Genomic DNA, 18156 nt, shown 5'->3' on the forward strand with positions numbered 1-18156 from the left:
CGGACGTTTTGTGGGGGGTGGCATGCGCACCGCCACGATCACCCGCTCCACCGCCGAGACGGCGATCGACGTCACCGTGAACCTCGATGGGACCGGCGTGTACGACGTCGAGACCGGGGTCGGTTTCTTCGATCACATGCTCGAACAATTGTCGCGCCACTCGCTGATCGATCTCCGCGTACGGACCAAGGGCGACCTGCACATCGACGAGCACCATACGGTGGAGGATACCGGCATCGCGATCGGCCAGGCGTTCGCGCAGGCGCTTGGCGATAAACGCGGCATCGCGCGGTACGGCGATGCGTTGTCGCCGATGGACGAGACGCTGACTCGCGTTGCGCTGGATATTTCCGGGCGACCCTGGCTGGTTTGGAAGGACCTGTTCTCGCAGAAGCGTCTGGGCGGGATGGATACGGAGATGTTCGAGCATTTCTTCCACAGCTTTGCGCAGGCGGCGGGGATCACGCTGCATGTCGAGACGCTGTACGGGTCGAACAACCACCACATCGCCGAGGCGGCGTTCAAGGGTGTCGCGCGCGCGCTGCGGACCGCGATCGAGATCGATCCGCGCAAGGCCGACGCGATTCCGTCGACCAAGGGGATCTTGTGAGCGAGCCGTTTGCGCGGACCGACGCGCCGTTGTGCGTGGTCGTACTGACCTACGTCGCGCCACTGGACGCGATCGATGCGCAGATGAAGGAGCACGTTGCATGGCTCGCCAAGGGCTATGCGGAAGGCGTGTTCCTGGCGTCGGGTAGGCAGATTCCGCGTACCGGCGGCGTCATCCTGATCCGTGGCGAGAAGGCGGCGGTCGAGGCGGTGGTTGCGACCGATCCGTTCGTGAGCGGCGGACTTGCGACGCCTGAGATCACCGCGTTCACCGCGAGCATGGTCCTGCCGGGGATTGCGGAGTTGCTGGCGTGACGCTCGCGCTGATCGATTACGGTGCGGGGAATCTGCATTCGGTCGAGAACGCGTTGCGGACGGCTGGGTGTGTCGATCTGATCGTGACGTCTGACGCCGATGTCGTTGCGAAGGCTGAGCGAATCGTGTTGCCAGGGGTCGGGGCTTATGGCGCTTGTGCAGCGGCTTTGCGTGCTGTGCCGGGGATGGTCGAGGCGCTGAACCGACGGGTGCGCGACGAGGGTACGCCGTTTCTCGGCATTTGCGTCGGCATGCAGTTGATGGCCGATGCGGGGGAAGAGATGGGAACGCATGCAGGGCTCGGCTGGGTTTCGGGGCGCGTGCGCAGGCTCGAGCCAGGGACGATGGAGGCGAAGGTGCCGCATATGGGCTGGAACGACGTCGTTCCGTCCGTCGCGCATCCACTGATCGAGCCGGGCGAGGCGTATTTCCTGCATAGCTTCGCGTTCGAAGGCGCCGACGTCCTTGCGACCACCGATCATGCCGGTCCCGTCACAGCAGCGATCGGCCGCGACACGATGATCGGTGTGCAGTTTCACCCTGAGAAGAGCCAGCGCTACGGCCTGGCCTTGCTCGAACGTTTCCTGGAGTGGCGGCCGTGAGCCTGATTATCTTTCCTGCGATCGACCTCAAGGCGGGTCAGGTGGTGCGTCTCGCCGAGGGCGATATGGACCGGGCGACCGTGTACGGCGACGATCCGGCGGCGCAGGCGATGTTGTTCGCCGAGGCGGGCGCGGAGCATCTGCATGTGGTCGACCTCGATGGCGCGTTTGCGGGAGCTTCGGTCAACGGCGATGCGGTGCGGTCGATCGTGGCGCAATTTCCGGGGCATGTGCAGCTTGGCGGCGGCATCCGGACGCGGGCTAGCGTCGAGGGCTGGTTCGATCTGGGCGTGTCTCGCGTGGTGATCGGGACGGCGGCGCTGGAGGACCCCGAGTTCGTGCGCGGCGTGGCGAAGGATTTTCCGGGCGGGATCGTCGTCGCGGTGGACGCGAAGGACGGCATGGTCGCGACCAAGGGCTGGGCGGACGTGTCGACCACGAGCGCGGTCGATCTGGCGCGGCGGTTCGAGGATGCGGGGGGTGGCGTCGCTGCTGTTCACCGATGTCGGGCGCGACGGGATGCTGAAGGGGTGCAACGTCGAGGCTACGGTCGATCTGGCGCGGTCGGTGGACATTCCGGTGATCGCTAGTGGCGGGGTGAAGGGGATTGCTGAGATCCACGTGCTGGCTTTGCATGTGCGGGATGGTGTCGAGGGCGTCATTACCGGGCGGGCGTTGTACGACGGGCGGCTCGATCTCGCGGCGGCTTTGAGCGTGGCTAAGGCCGCATGATGGTTCACGCGGAGACGCGGAGACGCGGAGATAGTGGTTTCGCGCAGAGGCGCGGAGTACGCAGAGCGACTTGTGGCGCCGCAGGCAGGGATTTGTTCACGCAAAGGCGCAAAGGCGCGAAGAGTGAGCAAAAGGTAGGTCTGCCTCACTCTCTTACTCTTCGCGCCTTTGCGCCTTCGCGTGAATCATTCTTAGCGGCTCCGCCGCGTCTCCGCGTCTCCGCGTCTCCGCGTGAACAAAACCTACGGCGCAGCGCATGACGGTCCGCGCGCGCGTCATTCCGTGTCTCGACGTTGCCGATGGGCGCGTGGTGAAGGGCGTGAACTTCGTCGAACTGCGCGATGCGGGCGATCCGGTCGAACAGGCGCGGGCGTATGATGCGGCCGGGGCGGACGAACTGTGTTTCCTGGATATCGGTGCCTCCCATGAGGGTCGGGGGACGATCCCTCGACGTCGTGCGACGGACTGCGGCGGTGTGCTTCATGCCGTTGACGGTCGGCGGCGGTGTACGGACGGCGGACGATGCGCGCGCACTGTTGCTGGCGGGGGCGGACAAGGTGGCGGTCAATTCCGCGGCGGTGGAGCGGCCGGAACTGGTGGCGGATATCGCGGAGCGGTTCGGCAGCCAGTGCTGCGTCGCGAGTGTCGATGCGCGGCGTTCCGGTGAAGGGTGGGAAGTGTTCACGCATGGCGGTCGGCGCGCGACCGGGATCGATGCGATCACGCATGCGCTGAAGCTTGCCGAACTGGGCGCGGGCGAATTGCTCGTCACGTCGATGGACCGTGACGGCACGCGCAGTGGTTACGACCTCGACCTGATCCGGGCGATTTCCGACCGGGTGAGCGTACCCGTGGTGGCGAGCGGTGGGGTCGGTGGGCTCGACGATCTGGTGGCAGGGATCCGCGACGGGCATGCGAGCGCAGTGCTAGCGGCGTCGATCTTCCATTTCGGGCAGGCATCGATCGGCGATGCGCACGCCGCGCTGGCGGCGGCGGGGGATTCCCGTGCGCTCGCCGATGCGTCCGGCCTGATCTAATGATCGCACTGCCCTTCCTCGCGGTGCAATCGGGGCATAGCGGCATCGTTCATCCCCGCACCGGGCCCGAACTGTCGGACATCGCACTCTTCGGGTTTGCAGCGATCGGCGTGTGGCTGGTGCGGCGGGCGTTGCGGAAGCGGTTCGCGAAGACCAAACGACCCGCAGAGGATTGACCCGCCTGCGCACCTGCTCCAGCACGCCGCGCATGGACCCCGTATTCGACCGCCTCGAGGCGACCATCCGCGCGCGTCGCGATGCGCCCGCCGACACCTCGTACACCGCGAGCCTGTTCGCCAAGGGCCGCCCCAAGATCGCGCAGAAGCTCGGCGAGGAAGCCGTCGAGACGGTGATCGCGGCGTGCTCGGGCGATGAGGCGAGCATCGTGCCGGAAGCGGCGGACCTCATGTTCCATCTGGCCGTGTTGCTGGCGGATGCAGGGGCTGAGCCTCGACGACGTGCGCGCGGAACTGGAGCGGCGCGAGGGTGTCGGCGGACTGATCGAGAAGGCTGGGCGGACGGGCTGACCTGCTCCCCTTCCGCTTGCGGGAGGGGTCGGGGGAGGGCATGACGCACATGCTCCGCCGGGATCGGGATGGCCAAGCCCCCCCCCTAACCCCTCCCGCAAGCGGGAGGGGAATATATGCCGATCGACGCCACGCAGCCTTATGACGACCAGAACATCTTCGCGAAGATCCTGCGCGGCGAGATCCCGTCGAAGCGGGTCTATGACGACGACTTCGCGATCGCCTTCCATGACATCAATCCGCAAGCGCCGACGCACCTGCTCGTGATCCCCAAGGGTGCGTACGTGTCCTGGGACGATTTTTCCGCGCGTGCGCCAGACGCCGAGATCGCCGGATTCATCCGTGCGGTGGGCACCGTCGCACGCGCTGCGGGACTCGTCGAACCCGGCTATCGGCTACTCGCGAACATCGGGCAGGACGGACACCAGGAGGTGCCGCATCTGCATGTTCATGTCTTCGGCGGGCGCCCGCTCGGGCCGATGCTGGCGCGATAGGCCAGCTTCACCGCACTAAAGGATTGCGCGTAATAAAATTGCCATTAGGCTCGGGCGCTTGAGCAAAGGGGGCCATTTGACCCGGCCCTCGCTATCCCCGGGGGACACCGCGTTGATTTTTGGTCGCGTAAAATCGCTGGATGCCATTCTGGCGACGGCAGAGAAAAAGGGTCTGGCGCGAACGCTCAGCGCGTTCCAGCTGACTTTGCTGGGCGTCGGCGCGGTGATCGGCACGGGTATCTTCGTGCTGACCTCCGAAGCCGCGCAGAAGGCCGGGCCGGGCATGTTGCTGAGCTTCGTCGTCGCGGGCTTCGTCTGCGCGGTCGCGGCGCTCTGCTATTCCGAACTCGCGTCGATGGTGCCGGTGTCGGGCTCGGCCTACACCTATACCTATGCGGTGACGGGTGAGCTGCTCGCGTGGATGGTCGGCTGGGCACTGATCCTTGAATATGCGGTCGGCGCTAGCGCGGTCGCAGTCGGGTGGTCGAACCATCTGGCCGGGCTGCTCGACGGGATCGGCTTCCACATTCCCAACGGGTTGCGCAACGCCGATGCGCTGATGGCGAACGTCCAGGTCGCGTTCGGCGCGACGCCCAACGCCGATCTGCAGACCGCGATGACGGTCGGTGGGTTCATCAACCTGCCCGCGGTGATCGTCATCGCACTCGTCACGTGGCTGCTGGTGGTGGGCACGACCGAGAGCGCGCGCGTCAATGCGGTGCTGGTGCTGATCAAGATCGCCGCGCTGACTGCGTTCATCGCGCTGACGATTCCGGTGCTGAAGGCGGATAATTTCCATCCGTTCCTGCCCTACGGCGTCGGCAACCCGTTGGCTCGTCGGGCGTCGGCGTGCTGGGTGCGGCGGCGTCGATCTTCTTCGCCTATGTCGGCTTCGACGCGGTCTCGACCGCGGCCGAGGAAACCAAGAACCCGCAGCGCAACGTGCCGATCGGGCTGATCGCCAGCCTCGGCATCTGTACGCTGTTCTACCTGCTGGTCGCATCAGGCGCGATCGGTGCGATCGGCGCGAACCCGGTGACGACCGCCGATGGCGGCATCCTGGCACCGGGCTCCGCCGAGATGGCCGGACGTTGCGCGGCTATCGTCGCCGGTGGCGCGATGGAGCCATTGGTCTGCTCGAAGGAAGCGCTCGTCCACGTGCTTCAGGTCATCAACTGGCCGATCATGGGTCGCCTGGTCGGCCTCGCCGCGGTGCTGGCGCTGCCGTCGGTCGTGCTGATGATGATGTTCGGCCAGACCCGCGTGTTCTTCACGATGGCGCGCGACGGTTTGTTGCCGGCCAAGCTCGCGTCGATCCATCCTAAGTTCCGCACGCCACACGTCGTCACGGTCGTGACGGGTATCGCCGCGGCGATCGCGGCGGCTGTGCTGCCGGTAGGCAAGCTCGCCGATTATTCGAACGCTGGGACGTTGTTCGCGTTCATGATGGTGGCGATCTCGGTGATGGTGCTGCGCAAGACCGATCCCGGCCGCAAGCGTCCGTTCCGCACGCCGGCGGTGTACATCGTTGCACCGCTCGCGATCATCGGTTGCGTCGGGCTGTATCTGTCGCTGCCGCTGACGGCCAAGCTGGTGCTGCCGGGTTGGGGCGCGATCGGGTTGGCAATATACTTCTTGTATAGCCGCTCGCGCAGTCATGTCGGGCTGGGGCTCGACGATGGTGTAGCCGAGGATGACCGGACGCCTCCGGGCAGCCACTGATCGAGCCCAAGAAAAAGGGCCGCGGGAGGAAACTCCCGCGGCCCTTTATGCCTTCGCACCAAGCTTGTTCTCCCGCAAAGGCGGGAGCCCAGTCTGGGTCCCCGCCTTCGCGGGGACACGTGCCTCAGCCGATGTGCTTGGCGGCGAGCGCCTTCATGTCGACCATCGGGCGGGCGCCGACGTGGCTGATGATCTCGGCTGCGCAGACCGCGCCGAGCTTGAGCGATGCGTGCAGGTCGTAGCCCTGCGCCTGACCGTGGAGGAACCCCGCCGCGAACAAATCGCCGGCGCCGGTGGTGTCGACGACCTTGGCGATCGGCTCGGCCTTGACCTCGGCCCGCGCACCGTTCTGGATCGCGCAGGCGCCGTGCTCGCCGCGGGTGACGACCAGGGTCGGGACCTGGGCGGCAATCTTGGCGACCGCGGCGTCGAAGTCGTCGGTCTCGGCGAGCGCGGCGAGTTCGCTCTCGTTGGCGAACAGGATGTCGATCAGGCCGTCCGACAGCAGCTGGCGGAAATCGCCGCCGTGGCGCGAGATGCAGAACACGTCGCTGAGCGTGAAGGCGACTTTCCGCCCTGCCCCGCGTGCGCAGTCGATCGCGGCGCGCATCGCGGCGCGCGGCTCTTCGGGATCCCAGAGATAGCCTTCGAGATACAGGATCGCGCTGTCGGCGATCATCGCGGTGTCGATCGCCGCGGCGGGGAGGAACTGCCCCGCACCGAGGAACGTGTTCATCGTGCGCTGGCCGTCGGGAGTCACGAAGATCAGGCAGCGGCCGGTGGTCGGGTCGCCGGCGCGGACGGGGGTGGCGAACTCGATGCCGATGCTGCGGACGTCATGCGCGAAGACCTGGCCGAGCTGATCGTCGGCGACCTGGCCGATGAACCCGCATTTGCCGCCGAGCGCGGCGATGCCGGCGACGGTGTTGGCCGCCGAGCCACCGGAGATTTCCATGCCCGGGCCCATCTTGGCGTAGAGCGCATCGGCTTCTTCCGACGAGAACATGAGCTGCATCGAGCCTTTGGCGACGCCGATCTCGGTGATGAACGCGTCGTCGGCGGTGCTGAGGATGTCGACGATGGCGTTGCCGATCGCGACGACGTCGTAAGTGGGTGTGCTCAAGGGGAAACTCCGGGGGTGCGGGAAAGCCCTGCCGTAAATCGCGGGGGGGATTGGTGCAACTGGTGTGGGAGTCGAGGGATGCGCTCTCGCTGTTAGGCGGCAGGCCCTCCGATGGCAGTACCCCCGGCGGAGGCCGGGGCCCAGTTGGAAAGGTGGTTGTAATGAAACGTGATCCGTTATTACCGTCGTTTCCCAACTGGGCCCCGGCCTTCGCCGGGGTAGTGGCTTTGGTTGGGGGGCAGCGGTTACAACTGTTCGGACAGTTAGAGCGGCTCGCGCGGTTCTGACGGTCGTCGCGGCACAAATACCTACATTTCAACCGCACCGTCCTCTCCTGTTCCCCCGCGGACGCGGGGGTCCAGGGTCTCGGGCGGTGGCCTTGGTTTAGCTGGGCCCCCGCATCCGCGGGGGAACGGTGAGGAGCGGTATCCGCAGACGGGCCGACCCGTGACCGCTCGAGTCGCGTTGACCTTCGCCTGCCTCCACGGCATCCCGAGCCATGCTCCGCGCCCTCCCTCCTCTCGCTTGGCCAACTTACCGATCCGCCCGTGCTCCGGGTGTTCGTCAAGTCAATGGTCGTCACGCTGCTCGTCTTCGCGCTGCTCGGTGTCGGCACGTGGTGGGGTACGCAAGCCGCACTGGCTGCGTGGCTCGACTGGCATTCCGGCGAACTCGCGGCCGCGTTCGCGCTGTTCGTCACGATCCTGGCGCTGTGGCTGCTGTTCCGTGCCGTCGCGATCGCGGTCGTCGGGATCTTCGCGGATGAGGTCGTGGAGGCGGTCGAGGCGCGGCATTATCCCGAAGCGCTGGGCACCGCCCGACCGGTGCCATTTGCACGGAGCATCGCGATGGGGCTCCGGTCCGCGGCGCGCGTGGTGCTCGTCAACTTGGTGATGCTGCCCATCTATATCGCGTTGCTCGTCACCGGTGTCGGCACGGCGGCCGCGTTCTTCGTCGTCAATGGCTGGCTGCTGGGGCGCGATCTCGGTGACATGGTTGCGGCACGGCACATGGACGCGGCGGCGATGCGGGGCTGGCGTGCGACGACGCGGCCGGGGCGGTTCGTGCTGGGGCTTGCGAACACCGGGCTGTTCGTGGTTCCGGTCCTCAACATCGCCGCGCCCGTTCTAGGGGCCGCGATGGCGACGCATTACTTCCACAGCCAGTATTCTCGCAAAGGCCGACCATGACGCGATTGACCACTATAGCCGTCGCGCTGACGCTGGGCGGCGGATTGGCCGGCTGCGCGGCCCCGGTCGCAAAACCCGCGGTCGGCCGCCCGGCCGTTCCCTATACCAGTGTCGGGTTGGAGCGCGTGCTGGGCCAGGATGCCGCCGGCCTGACCAAGCTGTTCGGCCAACCCGACGCCGACGTTCGCGAGGGCAGCGCACGGAAGCTTCAGTTCCAGAGCGGGATCTGCGTGCTCGACGCGTATCTGTACCCCAAGGGGTCCGATGCCCCCCCGCGTGACGTATCTCGACGCGCGAGAACCCGACGGGAGCACGATCGACCGTGCGAGTTGCGTCGCGGCGCTGACGCGACGGGAAGGCGGGAAGTAAAGCACGGTCGCGCAGTAGGCTTGCACTTCTGCGGTCAACGCATCCGATAAAGATTAACCGCGCTGACCTCGTCGATGGGCAACGGGAGCGCGAGATCGGTTCACCGTGCCGTCGCGTGAAGCGATCGCATACGACCCGCCGACACTATGGACGTGCGCTCCATCACGCCGCACGACGGCGATCCACCCGGGGGCCGGAGTCAGTGATCGTGTTGAAGACCATGTGGAATATGCCCGCACAGGTAGTGCGCGAGCATGCGGCGAACGAAGAGGACATCGGCAAGTCCGTCGCCAGCGGATCTCTGCAAGAGATGGTCCGGGCGTTCGACGGGTATGACGACGTGGAAGCGGCGGACCTGATCATCCAGTGCGCGGGCCGCGACCGACCGATCACCTGGGACGAAATCCGGGATCTACGGCGTATCGAGGCCAAGAGCGCGGGAGACTGACACACGTCAATATCCTGCTCGTCATGGACTTGGTGCGACGGAGCGTTATGGGCGCCTGGAGACCCGATAGCGAAAGACGATCATGGCAACGACCGTAATTACCCCGAGCGGCCCCGGCGCGATGGAAGCCGGCCTGATTCTCGACGAAGACAGCCAGCGTTTCGTCGTGCTGACGTTCAAGGAACCGGAGGGCGAGCCGACGCTGGTCACCTTCACGGTTCCGATTTTCCAGCATTATGTCGAGCATCTTGTCCGCACTGCCGCATCGGCTGACGATGAGGCGAACTGGGCCATTCCCGGCTGAGCCTAGGCGGCGGGCAACTCGTCCGGAACAGGCCCTGCTTCAGGGCGCTGGCCGCTCCACCTGAGCCTCGGCCAGATACACGCCGAACAGACCTTCGGGATCGGTCCATGCCGCTACCGGTGTCCATCCGCCCGACCGCAGCAGTATCCGGGCGTCGCGCGCGCCGTATTTGTGGCTGTTCTCGGTGTGGATCGTCTCGCCCGCGGTCATTTCGAACGATCGCCCGTCGACGGTGAACGCGACGTCGCGCACCGCCTCCAGGTGCATCTCGATCCGAGCGCGATCATCGTTCCACACCGCCTTGTGGCGGAACGCGTCGACCGGAATTTCGCCGTCCAGTTCGCGGTTGATCCGCTCTAGCAGGTTCAGGTTGAACGCCGCCGTCACGCCCTGCGCATCGTCATACGCGGGCACCAGCACGTCCTCGCCCTTGATCCGGTCCATCCCGATCAACAGCATCGCGCCGACGCCGAGCGATGACCGCATCGCACGCAGCAGATCGACCGCCATCAGCGGGATCATGTTGCCGATCGTCGACCCCGGAAAGAAGCCGAGCTTGGGCGTATCCGCGATGGTCTTCGGCAGGCTCAACGGCCGCATGAAGTCCGCCTCGAACGGTAGTACCAGCAGATCAGGAAACTGCTCGCCCAGCACCTTCGACGACTCCCGCAGGAAATCGCCCGAGATGTCGATCGGCACATAGACCGACGGCGCCACAGCATCGAGCAGGATCGGCGTCTTGGTCGACGATCCCGAACCGAACTCGACCACCGCACGCCCTGCGCCCGCAAGAGTCGCGACTTCGGGGCACGCAGTCTCAAGGATCGAACGCTCGGTCCGCGTCGGATAATATTCGGGCAGATCGGTGATCTTCTCGAACAGCTCCGAGCCGCGCCGGTCGTAGAACCACCGTGCCGGGATCGCCCGCGGGCGCCGCGCAAGGCCGTCCAGCACGTCGGCACGGAATTGCGGGTCGGCGAGCGTCTGCTGGCCGTCCTCGATCTCAGGCTTCAACATCAGATATCTTTCGCGAGACGCACGCCAGTGAACTGCCACCGTTGGTGCGGATAGAAGAAATTACGGTAGCTCGCGCGTGCATGGCCGCGTGGCGTCGCACAGCTGCCACCGCGCAGGATGAACTGCGAGCTCATGAACTTGCCGTTGTATTCGCCGACGGCGCCGGCCGCGGTCACGAACCCGGGATAAGGCCGGTACGCGCTGCCGGTCCACTCCCATACGTCGCCGAAGAACGCCGGGCCATTCGCCGCAGGCCGAGGCTCGACCGGACCCGCCACGTCCATCTGGTTGCCGCCGCGCGCATCATGCGACGCTGCCGCCGCCTCCCATTCGAACTCGGTCGGCAACCGCGCGCCAGCCCAGCTCGCATACGCATCCGCCTCGAAGAAGCTGACATGCGTCACCGGCGCCGCCGGATCGATCGCGCGCCGGCCATCGAGACCGAACCGCGTCCAGCCAGCCTCACCCTGTTCCCAATACAGCGGCGCGACGATGCCCTCGGCCTTCACCCACGCCCAGCCATCCGCCAGCCAATGCCGCGCTTCGCTGTAGCCGCCATCCGCAATGAACGCCGCCCATTCGCCGTTCGTCACGGTCCGGTCGGCGATCGCATGCGGCACAAGCAAGGCGGCGTGACGCGGTCCCTCGCAATCGAACGCGAACCCGTCGCCGTCATGCCCGACCTCGACGATCCCGCTCTCGCGCGCGATCCAGCCGATCGGGCCCGGCATCTCGACCGGCACTTTCCGCGGCGCCGGCCACATCGCGGGCTCCAGCGGGTTCTCAGAAAACATATGGAGAATGTCAGTAACCAGCAGTTCCTGGTGCTGCTCCTCGTGATGACACCCAAGCGCTACCAGTGCCTGCGCATCCGCCGACAACCCGGGCAACGCGTCGAGCAACGCCGCATCGACATGCGCGCGGTACGCCCGTACCTCGTCGAGCGACGGCCGCGTCACCATTCCGCGCCGATCGCGCGCGTGTCGCCGCCCTTCGGCCTCGTAATAGCTGTTGAACAAAAACGGAAACCGCTCGTCGTGCAGCGCATAGCCGGCGACATGATCGCGCAGCACGAAGGTCTCGAAGAACCACGTCGTATGCGCCAGATGCCACTTGGTCGGCGACGCGTCGTCCATCGACTGCACCGTCGCATCGGCATCCGACAATGGCGCGGCCAGCGCCAGCGTCAGCGCACGTACGGCGGAAAAGCGCTCGCTCAAATCCGATGATGGAGCGGCGTTTGGATCAGGACGAACAGGCTGCGGCATCGATTATCCTTCAATGCGTCGCCCGGTACCGCAACGCTCGAACGCCGATCACGCCTGCGCGCGCGTAGCCCCCGGTCGCCATAGAACGTCGCCAGCCCCGTTTTGGTTCACAGCGCGCGATACCACGAACAGGAAATCAGATAGCCGGTTAACATACGCTAATGCCGCGGGATTCAGCGGCATATCGTGCGTCGCCGCGACCGCGGATCGCTCCGCGCGCCGCGAAATCGCCCGCGCCAGATGCAGCGCGGCGGCTTGCGGCGATCCGCCCGGCAGGATGAAACTGCGCAACGGCGCGAGATGCACGTTCATCGCATCGATCTCGCGCTCGAGTCGCTCGACCTGCGCCGGCACGATCCGCAACACCATCTCCGACGGCGCAAACCCGTTGTCGATCGCAGGCGTCGCAAGGTCGGCACCGAGATCGAACAGGTCGTTCTGGATTCGCTCCAGCGCAGCGGCGAGCGGATCGTCGCCAAGCGCCACCACCGCTACGCCGATCGCGGAGTTCGCCTCGTCGACATCGCCGATCGCCTGCATCAGCGCGCTGGCCTTCGACACCCGCGAGCCGTCGACCAGCCCCGTCGTGCCGTCGTCACCCGTTCGCGTGTAGATCTTGTTGAGCTTGACCATCGGTCGATTCCTTCTGTCCGACCATGCAGTGCCACAAGTCCGTCACCCCAGCGAAAGCTGGGGTATCCCTCGTGGCTCGCGACATCCGCCTAACGTCGAGATCCCAGCTTGCGCTGGGATGACGGTGGTTAGGAAAGCGCGTTAGACCCTAGTTCCGCCCCGCCGCGAATAGGATCACCACCACGATCAGGATCGCCAGCGCCTGGAAGAATATCCGCTGCTGCATCATGCGGTTCGATTTCAGCGACGCCGCGCTGGGGCCATTGCCGTCGCGGACTTGCGCCGTCCCCTCCTGCAGGAACGACACGACGCCCCGCACCAGAGCCACGACGGTCGCGATCATCGCCGCGATCAGGAGGATGACGAGGAATGTGTTCATGAAGGGAATGTAAGCGCACCGGATGCTGCTAGCAATGGCCGTAGCAGTGTTGCGGAACCCTTCGTGATGCGCGCAAATGCTGCATGTTATACTTGACGCTGAAAGCCTTGATTTCCGGCATTCTTATCGCCGCCGCCTCGGAGATCGCCAAGCGCTATCCCGGCTTCGGCGCGCTCGTGGCGTCGCTGCCGCTGGTGTCGGTGCTCGGCATGATCTGGCTCTGGCACGACAAGCCCGACCCACGGACGATGGCCGCACACGCCGGCGCGACCTTCTGGTACGTACTGCCGTCGCTGCCGATGTTCCTGCTGATCCCGGCGATGCTGCGCCACGGTGCCCTGTTCTGGGTGTCGCTGGTGGCAGGGTGCGTGCTGACGATCGCGCTGTATGTCGCGATGACGTGGGCCGCGCCAAGGCTAGGGATCGAGCTTTAGGGCACCTACTCCAAGCAAGAGCACCACCCCGGCGAAGGCCGGGGCCCAATTGGGAAGGCCGAGGTACTAAGCGATAAGCCTCATTATCACCGTCCCCCAATTGGGCCCCGGCCTTCGCCGGGGTGGTGGTACTGAGAGGACACCGCGCTTCCACCATGTTTCCCCGCGAACGCGGGGACCCAGACTGGGCTCCCGCCTTCGCGGGAGAACAAGGAGGCACGGGCTACGCTCCGTTTCTCAGCACACCTTGCGGCTGACTCGGACGTTGACGATCAGCACCGCGAGACAGCCGCGATCACCCCACTCCGTACCCGAGCCGCCAACGCCACCCCATCCTCCCCCCGCCGCCCGCATCTCAGCCAGCGACACTGCCCCTTCCCGCTTGGCCAACCGCCGCCCCGCCGCATCCACCACCAGCGGATGATGACGATACGCCGGCACCCCCAACCCCAGCAGCGCCTGCAAAACCCGGTGCACGTCGGTCGCCGCGAACAGATCCACCCCACGCACCACGTCCGTCACGCCCTGCGCCGCATCGTCCAGTGTCACCGCCAGATGATAGCTCGCCGGCGCGTCCTTCCGCGCCAGCACGACGTCCCCCCTGCGCCAACGGATCCGCCACGACGGTCCTGGCAATCGCATCATGCCACGCAAGCACGCCGGTAACCGCCACAGCCTTCGCCATATCGAGCCGCCAGCAATGCGCCAAATCCCCCGCGCAGCGACCTCCTCCGCGCTCAGATGCCGACACGTCCCCGGATAGACCGGCCCGACATCCCCCTGCGGCGCCGACGCGCTTGCCGCAATCTCCGCCCGCGTACAAAAACACGGATACACGAGCGCGCGTGCCTTCAACTGCTCCAGCGCAAGATCATACGTCGCCAACCGCTCCGACTGGAACACCAGCGAATCCCACCGCAACCCAAGCCACGCCAGATCCTCCAAAATCCCCGCCACGAACTCAGGCCGACTCCGCGTCCCATCGATATCCTCGATCCGCAGCAGGAACCGCCCGCCCCGCTCCCGCGCATAGTCATGCGCGCGGATCGCGGACACCGCGTGGCCCAGATGCAGCCGCCCCGTCGGGCTCGGCGCGAACCGCGTTACGACCGGTCCGTCGCTCAGCATGCTTGACCGACCGCCACGCGGCGTGCTGTCATGGCGGTGTCATCGCTGTCGTCCATAGGGCGCTCTGCGAAGCCTGAGTGGGAGGAGCCGTGTTTCACCCCGATCTGATGCGTCACCCGGATGGTTGTCCGGCGCTCGTGCTCAATGCCGACTACACGCCGCTCTCTTACTATCCGCTCAGCGTCTGGCCGTGGCAAACCGCGGTCAAGGCTGTCTTCCTCGACCGTGTCGACATCGTCGCCACCTATGAACGCGAAGTCCGCAGCGCCAATTTCGCGCTGAAGCTGCCCTCGGTGATCGCGCTCAAGCAGTTCGTCCGACCGTCGCAATTTCCCGCCTTCACTCGCTTCAACCTGTTCCTGCGCGACAAGTTTACCTGCCAATATTGCGGCAAGTTGCGCGATCTTACCTTCGACCATGTCGTCCCCCGCGCGCAAGGCGGTCGGACCACGTGGGAGAACGTTGTTACCGCCTGCTCGCCCTGCAACCTTAAAAAGGGCGGGCGCACGCCGAAACAGGCGGCGATGCCGCTGCATATCGAGGCGATCCGCCCGACCAACTGGCATCTCCAGGAACACGGCCGCAGCTTCCCCCCAACTACCTGCACGACACGTGGCACGACTGGCTCTATTGGGACATCGAGCTCGAGGCCTGACGGCGTCGACACGACGGGAGATTTTATGCAGGTGAAACTGGTAGCGGCGCTCGCCGCGACGGGAATTCTGGTGTGCGCGTGCAGCGACAAGGACGCGCCGCGCGCGCAGGCTGATCGCAATGCGGCCGGCTTCGTCCCGCCGTCGGTAACATCGCGGCTGGATTTCGGCGCGAGCATGGAACGCCGCTTCCGCACGCTCGACCGCAACGGCGACGACCGCATCACCAAGGACGAGCTCCCCTCGCCGAATGCACGGATCAAGGCGTTCGACCGCAACAAGGACGGTATCATCACTGCAATCGAATGGAGCGAAGGCACGCTCGCCTGGTTCGACAGGATGGACCTGAACCATGACGGCACGGTCACCTCGGAAGAGCGGGCGGAGTCGCGCAAGCGCTGATCAGCGCAATTAAGTGTCGACGACGACCGGTTCGACGCGACAAATATACCGCATGAGGTTGACCTGATCCCTGCCGCAGCGCAGCAGGGGAATCATGGCAAGCCTCCCCGCAATCGCGAACAATTCCGACATCCGCTTCCTCGGCAAACTGCTCGGCGACGTCATCCGCGCCTATGGCGGCGAGCGTCTGTTCGCGGCCACCGAGACGATCCGAAAAGCCTCCGTCGAGCGCCACCGCGACGTGTCCGAAGGAAAGGCTGCCGACAACACTGCCGTCAATCTCAGCCTCGAAAAACTCAGCCTCGACGAGACGCTCGATTTCGTCCGCGGCTTCATGCTCTTCTCGATGCTCGCCAACCTCGCCGAGGACCGCCAGGGCATCGCCGCGGAGGACGGCGCCGACCTCGCCTCCGCGATCGCGCAGCTCGAATCCGAAGGCATCGACCGCGCCCAGATCCGCACGCTGCTCGACCACGCGCTGATCGCCCCCGTGCTCACCGCGCACCCGACCGAAGTGCGCCGCAAAAGCATGATCGACCACCGCAACCGCATCGCCGAGCTGATGGGCCTGCGCGATCTCGGCCGCGATACCACGCCGGATGGCGACAGCGTCGACGACGCGATCCTCCGCCAGATCGCGCTGCTCTGGCAAACCCGCGTCCTGCGCCGCGACCGCCTCTACGTCACCGACGAAGTCGACACCGCGCTCAGCTACCTGCGCGACGTGTTCCTCCCCGCGCTCCCCGCGCTCTACCAGCGCTGGGACCGCGCCCTCGGCGAACGCACGCCTAGCTTCCTGCGCCCCGGCAGCTGGATCGGCGGCGACCGCGACGGCAACCCGTACGTCACCGCCGGCTCGCTCCGCACTGCGCTGTCGAAGGCAAGCGAAGCCGTGCTCGGCTATTATTGCGACGCAGTGCACGCACTCGGCGCCGAGCTCTCGATCTCGACCGAACACGCCCCCGCCGATGCCGCGGTGCAGGCGCTCGCCGACGCCAGCGGCGACGATGCCGCCAGCCGCAGCGACGAGCCCTATCGCCGCGCACTCTCCGGCATCTACGCCCGCCTGTCCGCGACGCACGACGCGCTTACGGGCAAGCACGCCCCCCGCCCCGGCCGCCTCGTCGGCGAACCCTATGCCAACCCCGCCGACTTCCGCGCCGACCTCGTCACGCTCGCGCACGGCCTCGGCATCGCGCTGAAGACCGGCGGCGCGCTCGGCCGGTTGATCCGCGCGGTCGAGACGTTCGGCTTCCACCTCGCCACCTTGGATCTCCGCCAGAACAGCGCCGTCCACGAACGCGTCGTCGCCGAACTGCTGAAAGTCGCCGGCGTAGAAGACGATTACCTCGCACTAGACGAAGACGCCCGCGTCGCGCTGCTCCGCCGCGAACTCGCCAACGCTCGCCCCCTCACCTCGCGCTTCGCCGAATACACCGACGAGACCGCGGGCGAACTCGCGATCGTCCAGGCCGCCGCCGACGCGCACGCCGCCTACGGCCCCGCGTGCATCACCAACTACATCGTCTCGATGGCGCAATCGGTCAGCGACCTGCTCGAAGTGAACCTCCTGCTCAAGGAAGTCGGCCTCTACCGCCCAGGCGACACGCCCACGGCAGCGATCATGGCCGTCCCGCTGTTCGAGACGATCGGCGATCTCGAAGCCGCCCCCGCCGTCATGACCGCCTGGTTCGCGCTACCCGAGATCGCGACCATCTCGAAGGCGCGCGGCCATCAGGAAGTGATGATCGGCTATTCGGACAGCAACAAGGACGGGGGATATCTCACCTCCACCTGGCAGCTCTCGAAAGCCTCGACCGCGCTCAAACCCGTCTTCGCCGCCGCCGGCGTCGGCATGCAGCTGTTCCACGGCCGGGGCGGCGCGGTCGGGCGCGGCGGCGGTTCGGCGTTCCGCGCGATCCGCGCGCAGCCCTCGGGCACCGTCCAGGGCCGCATCCGCATCACCGAGCAGGGCGAAGTCATCGCCGCCAAATACGGCACGCGCGACGCCGCGATGACCAACCTCGAAGCGATCGCGTCGGCCACGTTGCTCGCAAGCCTCGAACCCGAACGCCTGTCAAACGCCGACAACGCCAGCTTCTCTGCGGCAATGGACACGCTCAGCGACACCGCCTTCCACAGCTACCGCGACCTCGTCTACGGTACGGAAGGCTTCCGCACCTTCTTCCGCCAGATGACCCCGATCGCCGAGATCGCCGGCCTCAAGATCGGCAGCCGCCCCGCCAGCCGCACCAAGTCCGACCGGATCGAGGACCTCCGCGCGATCCCCTGGGTGTTCAGCTGGGCGCAGGCGCGCGTCATGCTCCCCGGCTGGTACGGGGTCGGCCGTGCGATCGCCGATTTCGAGGACAAGGCGCTGTTGAAGGACATGGCGCAAGGCTGGCCGCTCTTCGCCTCCGCGCTGGCGAACCTCGAGATGGTCCTCGCCAAGTCCGACATCGGTATCGCCGAACGCTATGCCGGGCTCGTCGAGGACGACAAGCTCCGCGAGATCTTCACCACGATCCGCGACGGCTGGCACCAGACCCACGACGGGCTCCTCACGGTAACAGGCCAGTCCCGCCTGCTAGAAAAGCACCCCGCCCTAGACGCCTCGATCCGCCTCCGCCTCCCCTACATCGAGCCGCTAAACCTCCTCCAGATCGAGCTAATCAAACGCCGCCGAGCAGGCGAGGACGACCCGCGGATAGGCGAAGGCATCCTCCTATCCATCAACGCCATCGCCACCGCGCTAAGAAACAGCGGCTAA

General features: G+C 66.2%; 17 protein-coding genes and 6 pseudogenes. 17 read left to right on the top strand and 6 right to left on the bottom strand.

What is annotated here, in order from left to right; translation table 11 throughout:
* The first annotated feature begins 22 nt into the window (after positions 1-22).
* From hisB to NHF48_RS12125, 9 genes and pseudogenes are all read left to right on the top strand, one after another.
* Complete coding sequence (hisB, locus tag NHF48_RS12085) at positions 23-610, top strand: imidazoleglycerol-phosphate dehydratase HisB (RefSeq protein WP_107954675.1); 588 nt, start codon at positions 23-25, stop codon at positions 608-610.
* Complete coding sequence (locus NHF48_RS12090; protein WP_253071257.1) at positions 607-924, top strand: YciI family protein; 318 nt, start codon at positions 607-609, stop codon at positions 922-924. Before hisB ends, NHF48_RS12090 begins: the two co-directional genes overlap by 4 nt.
* Positions 921-1526 carry an imidazole glycerol phosphate synthase subunit HisH gene (gene hisH, locus NHF48_RS12095; protein WP_253071258.1) on the top strand — a complete coding sequence of 202 codons (606 nt, stop codon included), beginning with the start codon at positions 921-923 and terminating at the stop codon, positions 1524-1526. The genes NHF48_RS12090 and hisH overlap by 4 nt, the downstream gene beginning before the upstream one ends.
* A pseudogene (gene hisA, locus NHF48_RS12100) lies at positions 1523-2258 on the top strand (1-(5-phosphoribosyl)-5-[(5-phosphoribosylamino)methylideneamino]imidazole-4-carboxamide isomerase). Before hisH ends, hisA begins: the two are co-directional and overlap by 4 nt.
* Before the next feature lie 256 nt (positions 2259-2514).
* A pseudogene (gene hisF / locus NHF48_RS12105) lies at positions 2515-3295 on the top strand (imidazole glycerol phosphate synthase subunit HisF).
* A complete protein-coding gene (locus NHF48_RS12110) occupies positions 3295-3471 on the top strand; it encodes a hypothetical protein (protein WP_200924200.1) in 177 nt (58 codons plus the stop codon). Before hisF ends, NHF48_RS12110 begins: the two are co-directional and overlap by 1 nt.
* A 32-nt stretch (positions 3472-3503) precedes the next feature.
* Positions 3504-3822, top strand: a pseudogene (locus NHF48_RS12115) (phosphoribosyl-ATP diphosphatase).
* Positions 3823-3938: 116 nt separating this feature from the next.
* Positions 3939-4316 (top strand): histidine triad nucleotide-binding protein, encoded by a 378-nt coding sequence (locus tag NHF48_RS12120; RefSeq protein ID WP_253071259.1) that lies wholly within the window; start codon positions 3939-3941, stop codon positions 4314-4316.
* A 112-nt stretch (positions 4317-4428) separates the two neighbouring features.
* Positions 4429-6038, top strand: a pseudogene (locus tag NHF48_RS12125) (amino acid permease).
* A gap of 124 nt (positions 6039-6162) precedes the next feature.
* Here the strand turns inward: NHF48_RS12125 and NHF48_RS12130 are convergent.
* Positions 6163-7161 carry an adenosine kinase gene (locus NHF48_RS12130; protein WP_253071260.1) on the bottom strand — a complete coding sequence of 333 codons (999 nt, stop codon included), beginning with the start codon at positions 7159-7161 and terminating at the stop codon, positions 6163-6165.
* A gap of 548 nt (positions 7162-7709) precedes the next feature.
* Here NHF48_RS12130 and NHF48_RS12135 point away from each other — a divergent pair.
* The 4 genes and pseudogenes from NHF48_RS12135 to NHF48_RS12150 all read left to right on the top strand — a co-directional run bounded on the left by NHF48_RS12135 (position 7710) and on the right by NHF48_RS12150 (position 9472).
* Positions 7710-8351, top strand: coding sequence for an EI24 domain-containing protein (locus NHF48_RS12135; protein ID WP_446741149.1), 642 nt, complete (start codon positions 7710-7712; stop codon positions 8349-8351).
* Positions 8348-8720 (top strand): annotated as a pseudogene (locus NHF48_RS12140) (hypothetical protein). The gene NHF48_RS12135 and the pseudogene NHF48_RS12140 overlap by 4 nt, the downstream one beginning before the upstream one ends.
* Before the next feature lie 211 nt (positions 8721-8931).
* Complete coding sequence (locus tag NHF48_RS12145) at positions 8932-9168, top strand: hypothetical protein (RefSeq protein WP_263816850.1); 237 nt, start codon at positions 8932-8934, stop codon at positions 9166-9168.
* Positions 9169-9250: 82 nt separating this feature from the next.
* Positions 9251-9472 (top strand): hypothetical protein, encoded by a 222-nt coding sequence (locus NHF48_RS12150; protein WP_253071262.1) that lies wholly within the window; start codon positions 9251-9253, stop codon positions 9470-9472.
* Positions 9473-9511: 39 nt separating this feature from the next.
* Here NHF48_RS12150 and egtD read toward each other — a convergent pair whose 3' ends face one another.
* From egtD to NHF48_RS12170, 4 genes are all read right to left on the bottom strand, one after another.
* Complete coding sequence (gene egtD, locus NHF48_RS12155) at positions 9512-10489, bottom strand: L-histidine N(alpha)-methyltransferase (RefSeq protein WP_253071263.1); 978 nt, start codon at positions 10487-10489, stop codon at positions 9512-9514.
* Positions 10489-11757 (bottom strand): ergothioneine biosynthesis protein EgtB, encoded by a 1269-nt coding sequence (gene egtB, locus NHF48_RS12160; RefSeq protein ID WP_253071264.1) that lies wholly within the window; start codon positions 11755-11757, stop codon positions 10489-10491. Before egtB ends, egtD begins: the two co-directional genes overlap by 1 nt.
* A 48-nt stretch (positions 11758-11805) precedes the next feature.
* Positions 11806-12390, bottom strand: a complete 585-nt coding sequence (locus NHF48_RS12165) for a cob(I)yrinic acid a,c-diamide adenosyltransferase (RefSeq protein ID WP_253071265.1) — start codon at positions 12388-12390, stop codon at positions 11806-11808.
* Between the two features lie 148 nt (positions 12391-12538).
* On the bottom strand, positions 12539-12769 hold the full coding sequence (locus NHF48_RS12170; protein ID WP_056052241.1) for a twin transmembrane helix small protein: 231 nt from the start codon (positions 12767-12769) through the stop codon (positions 12539-12541).
* Positions 12770-12852: 83 nt separating this feature from the next.
* On the opposite strand from NHF48_RS12170, the gene NHF48_RS12175 reads away from it, so the two are divergent.
* Positions 12853-13203 (top strand): DUF3147 family protein, encoded by a 351-nt coding sequence (locus NHF48_RS12175; protein WP_253071266.1) that lies wholly within the window; start codon positions 12853-12855, stop codon positions 13201-13203.
* A 237-nt stretch (positions 13204-13440) separates the two neighbouring features.
* Here NHF48_RS12175 and gluQRS read toward each other — a convergent pair whose 3' ends face one another.
* A complete protein-coding gene (gluQRS, locus tag NHF48_RS12180; RefSeq protein WP_253071267.1) occupies positions 13441-14331 on the bottom strand; it encodes a tRNA glutamyl-Q(34) synthetase GluQRS in 891 nt (296 codons plus the stop codon).
* Positions 14332-14420: 89 nt separating this feature from the next.
* Between gluQRS and NHF48_RS12185 the strand changes: the two are divergent.
* The 3 genes and pseudogenes from NHF48_RS12185 to ppc all read left to right on the top strand — a co-directional run bounded on the left by NHF48_RS12185 (position 14421) and on the right by ppc (position 18156).
* A pseudogene (locus NHF48_RS12185) lies at positions 14421-14986 on the top strand (HNH endonuclease).
* Positions 14961-15386, top strand: a complete 426-nt coding sequence (locus NHF48_RS25080; RefSeq protein WP_342454746.1) for an EF-hand domain-containing protein — start codon at positions 14961-14963, stop codon at positions 15384-15386. Before NHF48_RS12185 ends, NHF48_RS25080 begins: the two are co-directional and overlap by 26 nt.
* Positions 15387-15480: 94 nt before the next feature.
* The gene (gene ppc / locus NHF48_RS12195; protein ID WP_253071268.1) at positions 15481-18156 is read left to right on the top strand and encodes a phosphoenolpyruvate carboxylase; all 2676 of its coding nucleotides are present in this window, start codon (positions 15481-15483) and stop codon (positions 18154-18156) included.

The organism is Sphingomonas sp. H160509, from assembly GCF_024124765.2.
GTDB lineage: Bacteria > Pseudomonadota > Alphaproteobacteria > Sphingomonadales > Sphingomonadaceae > Sphingomonas.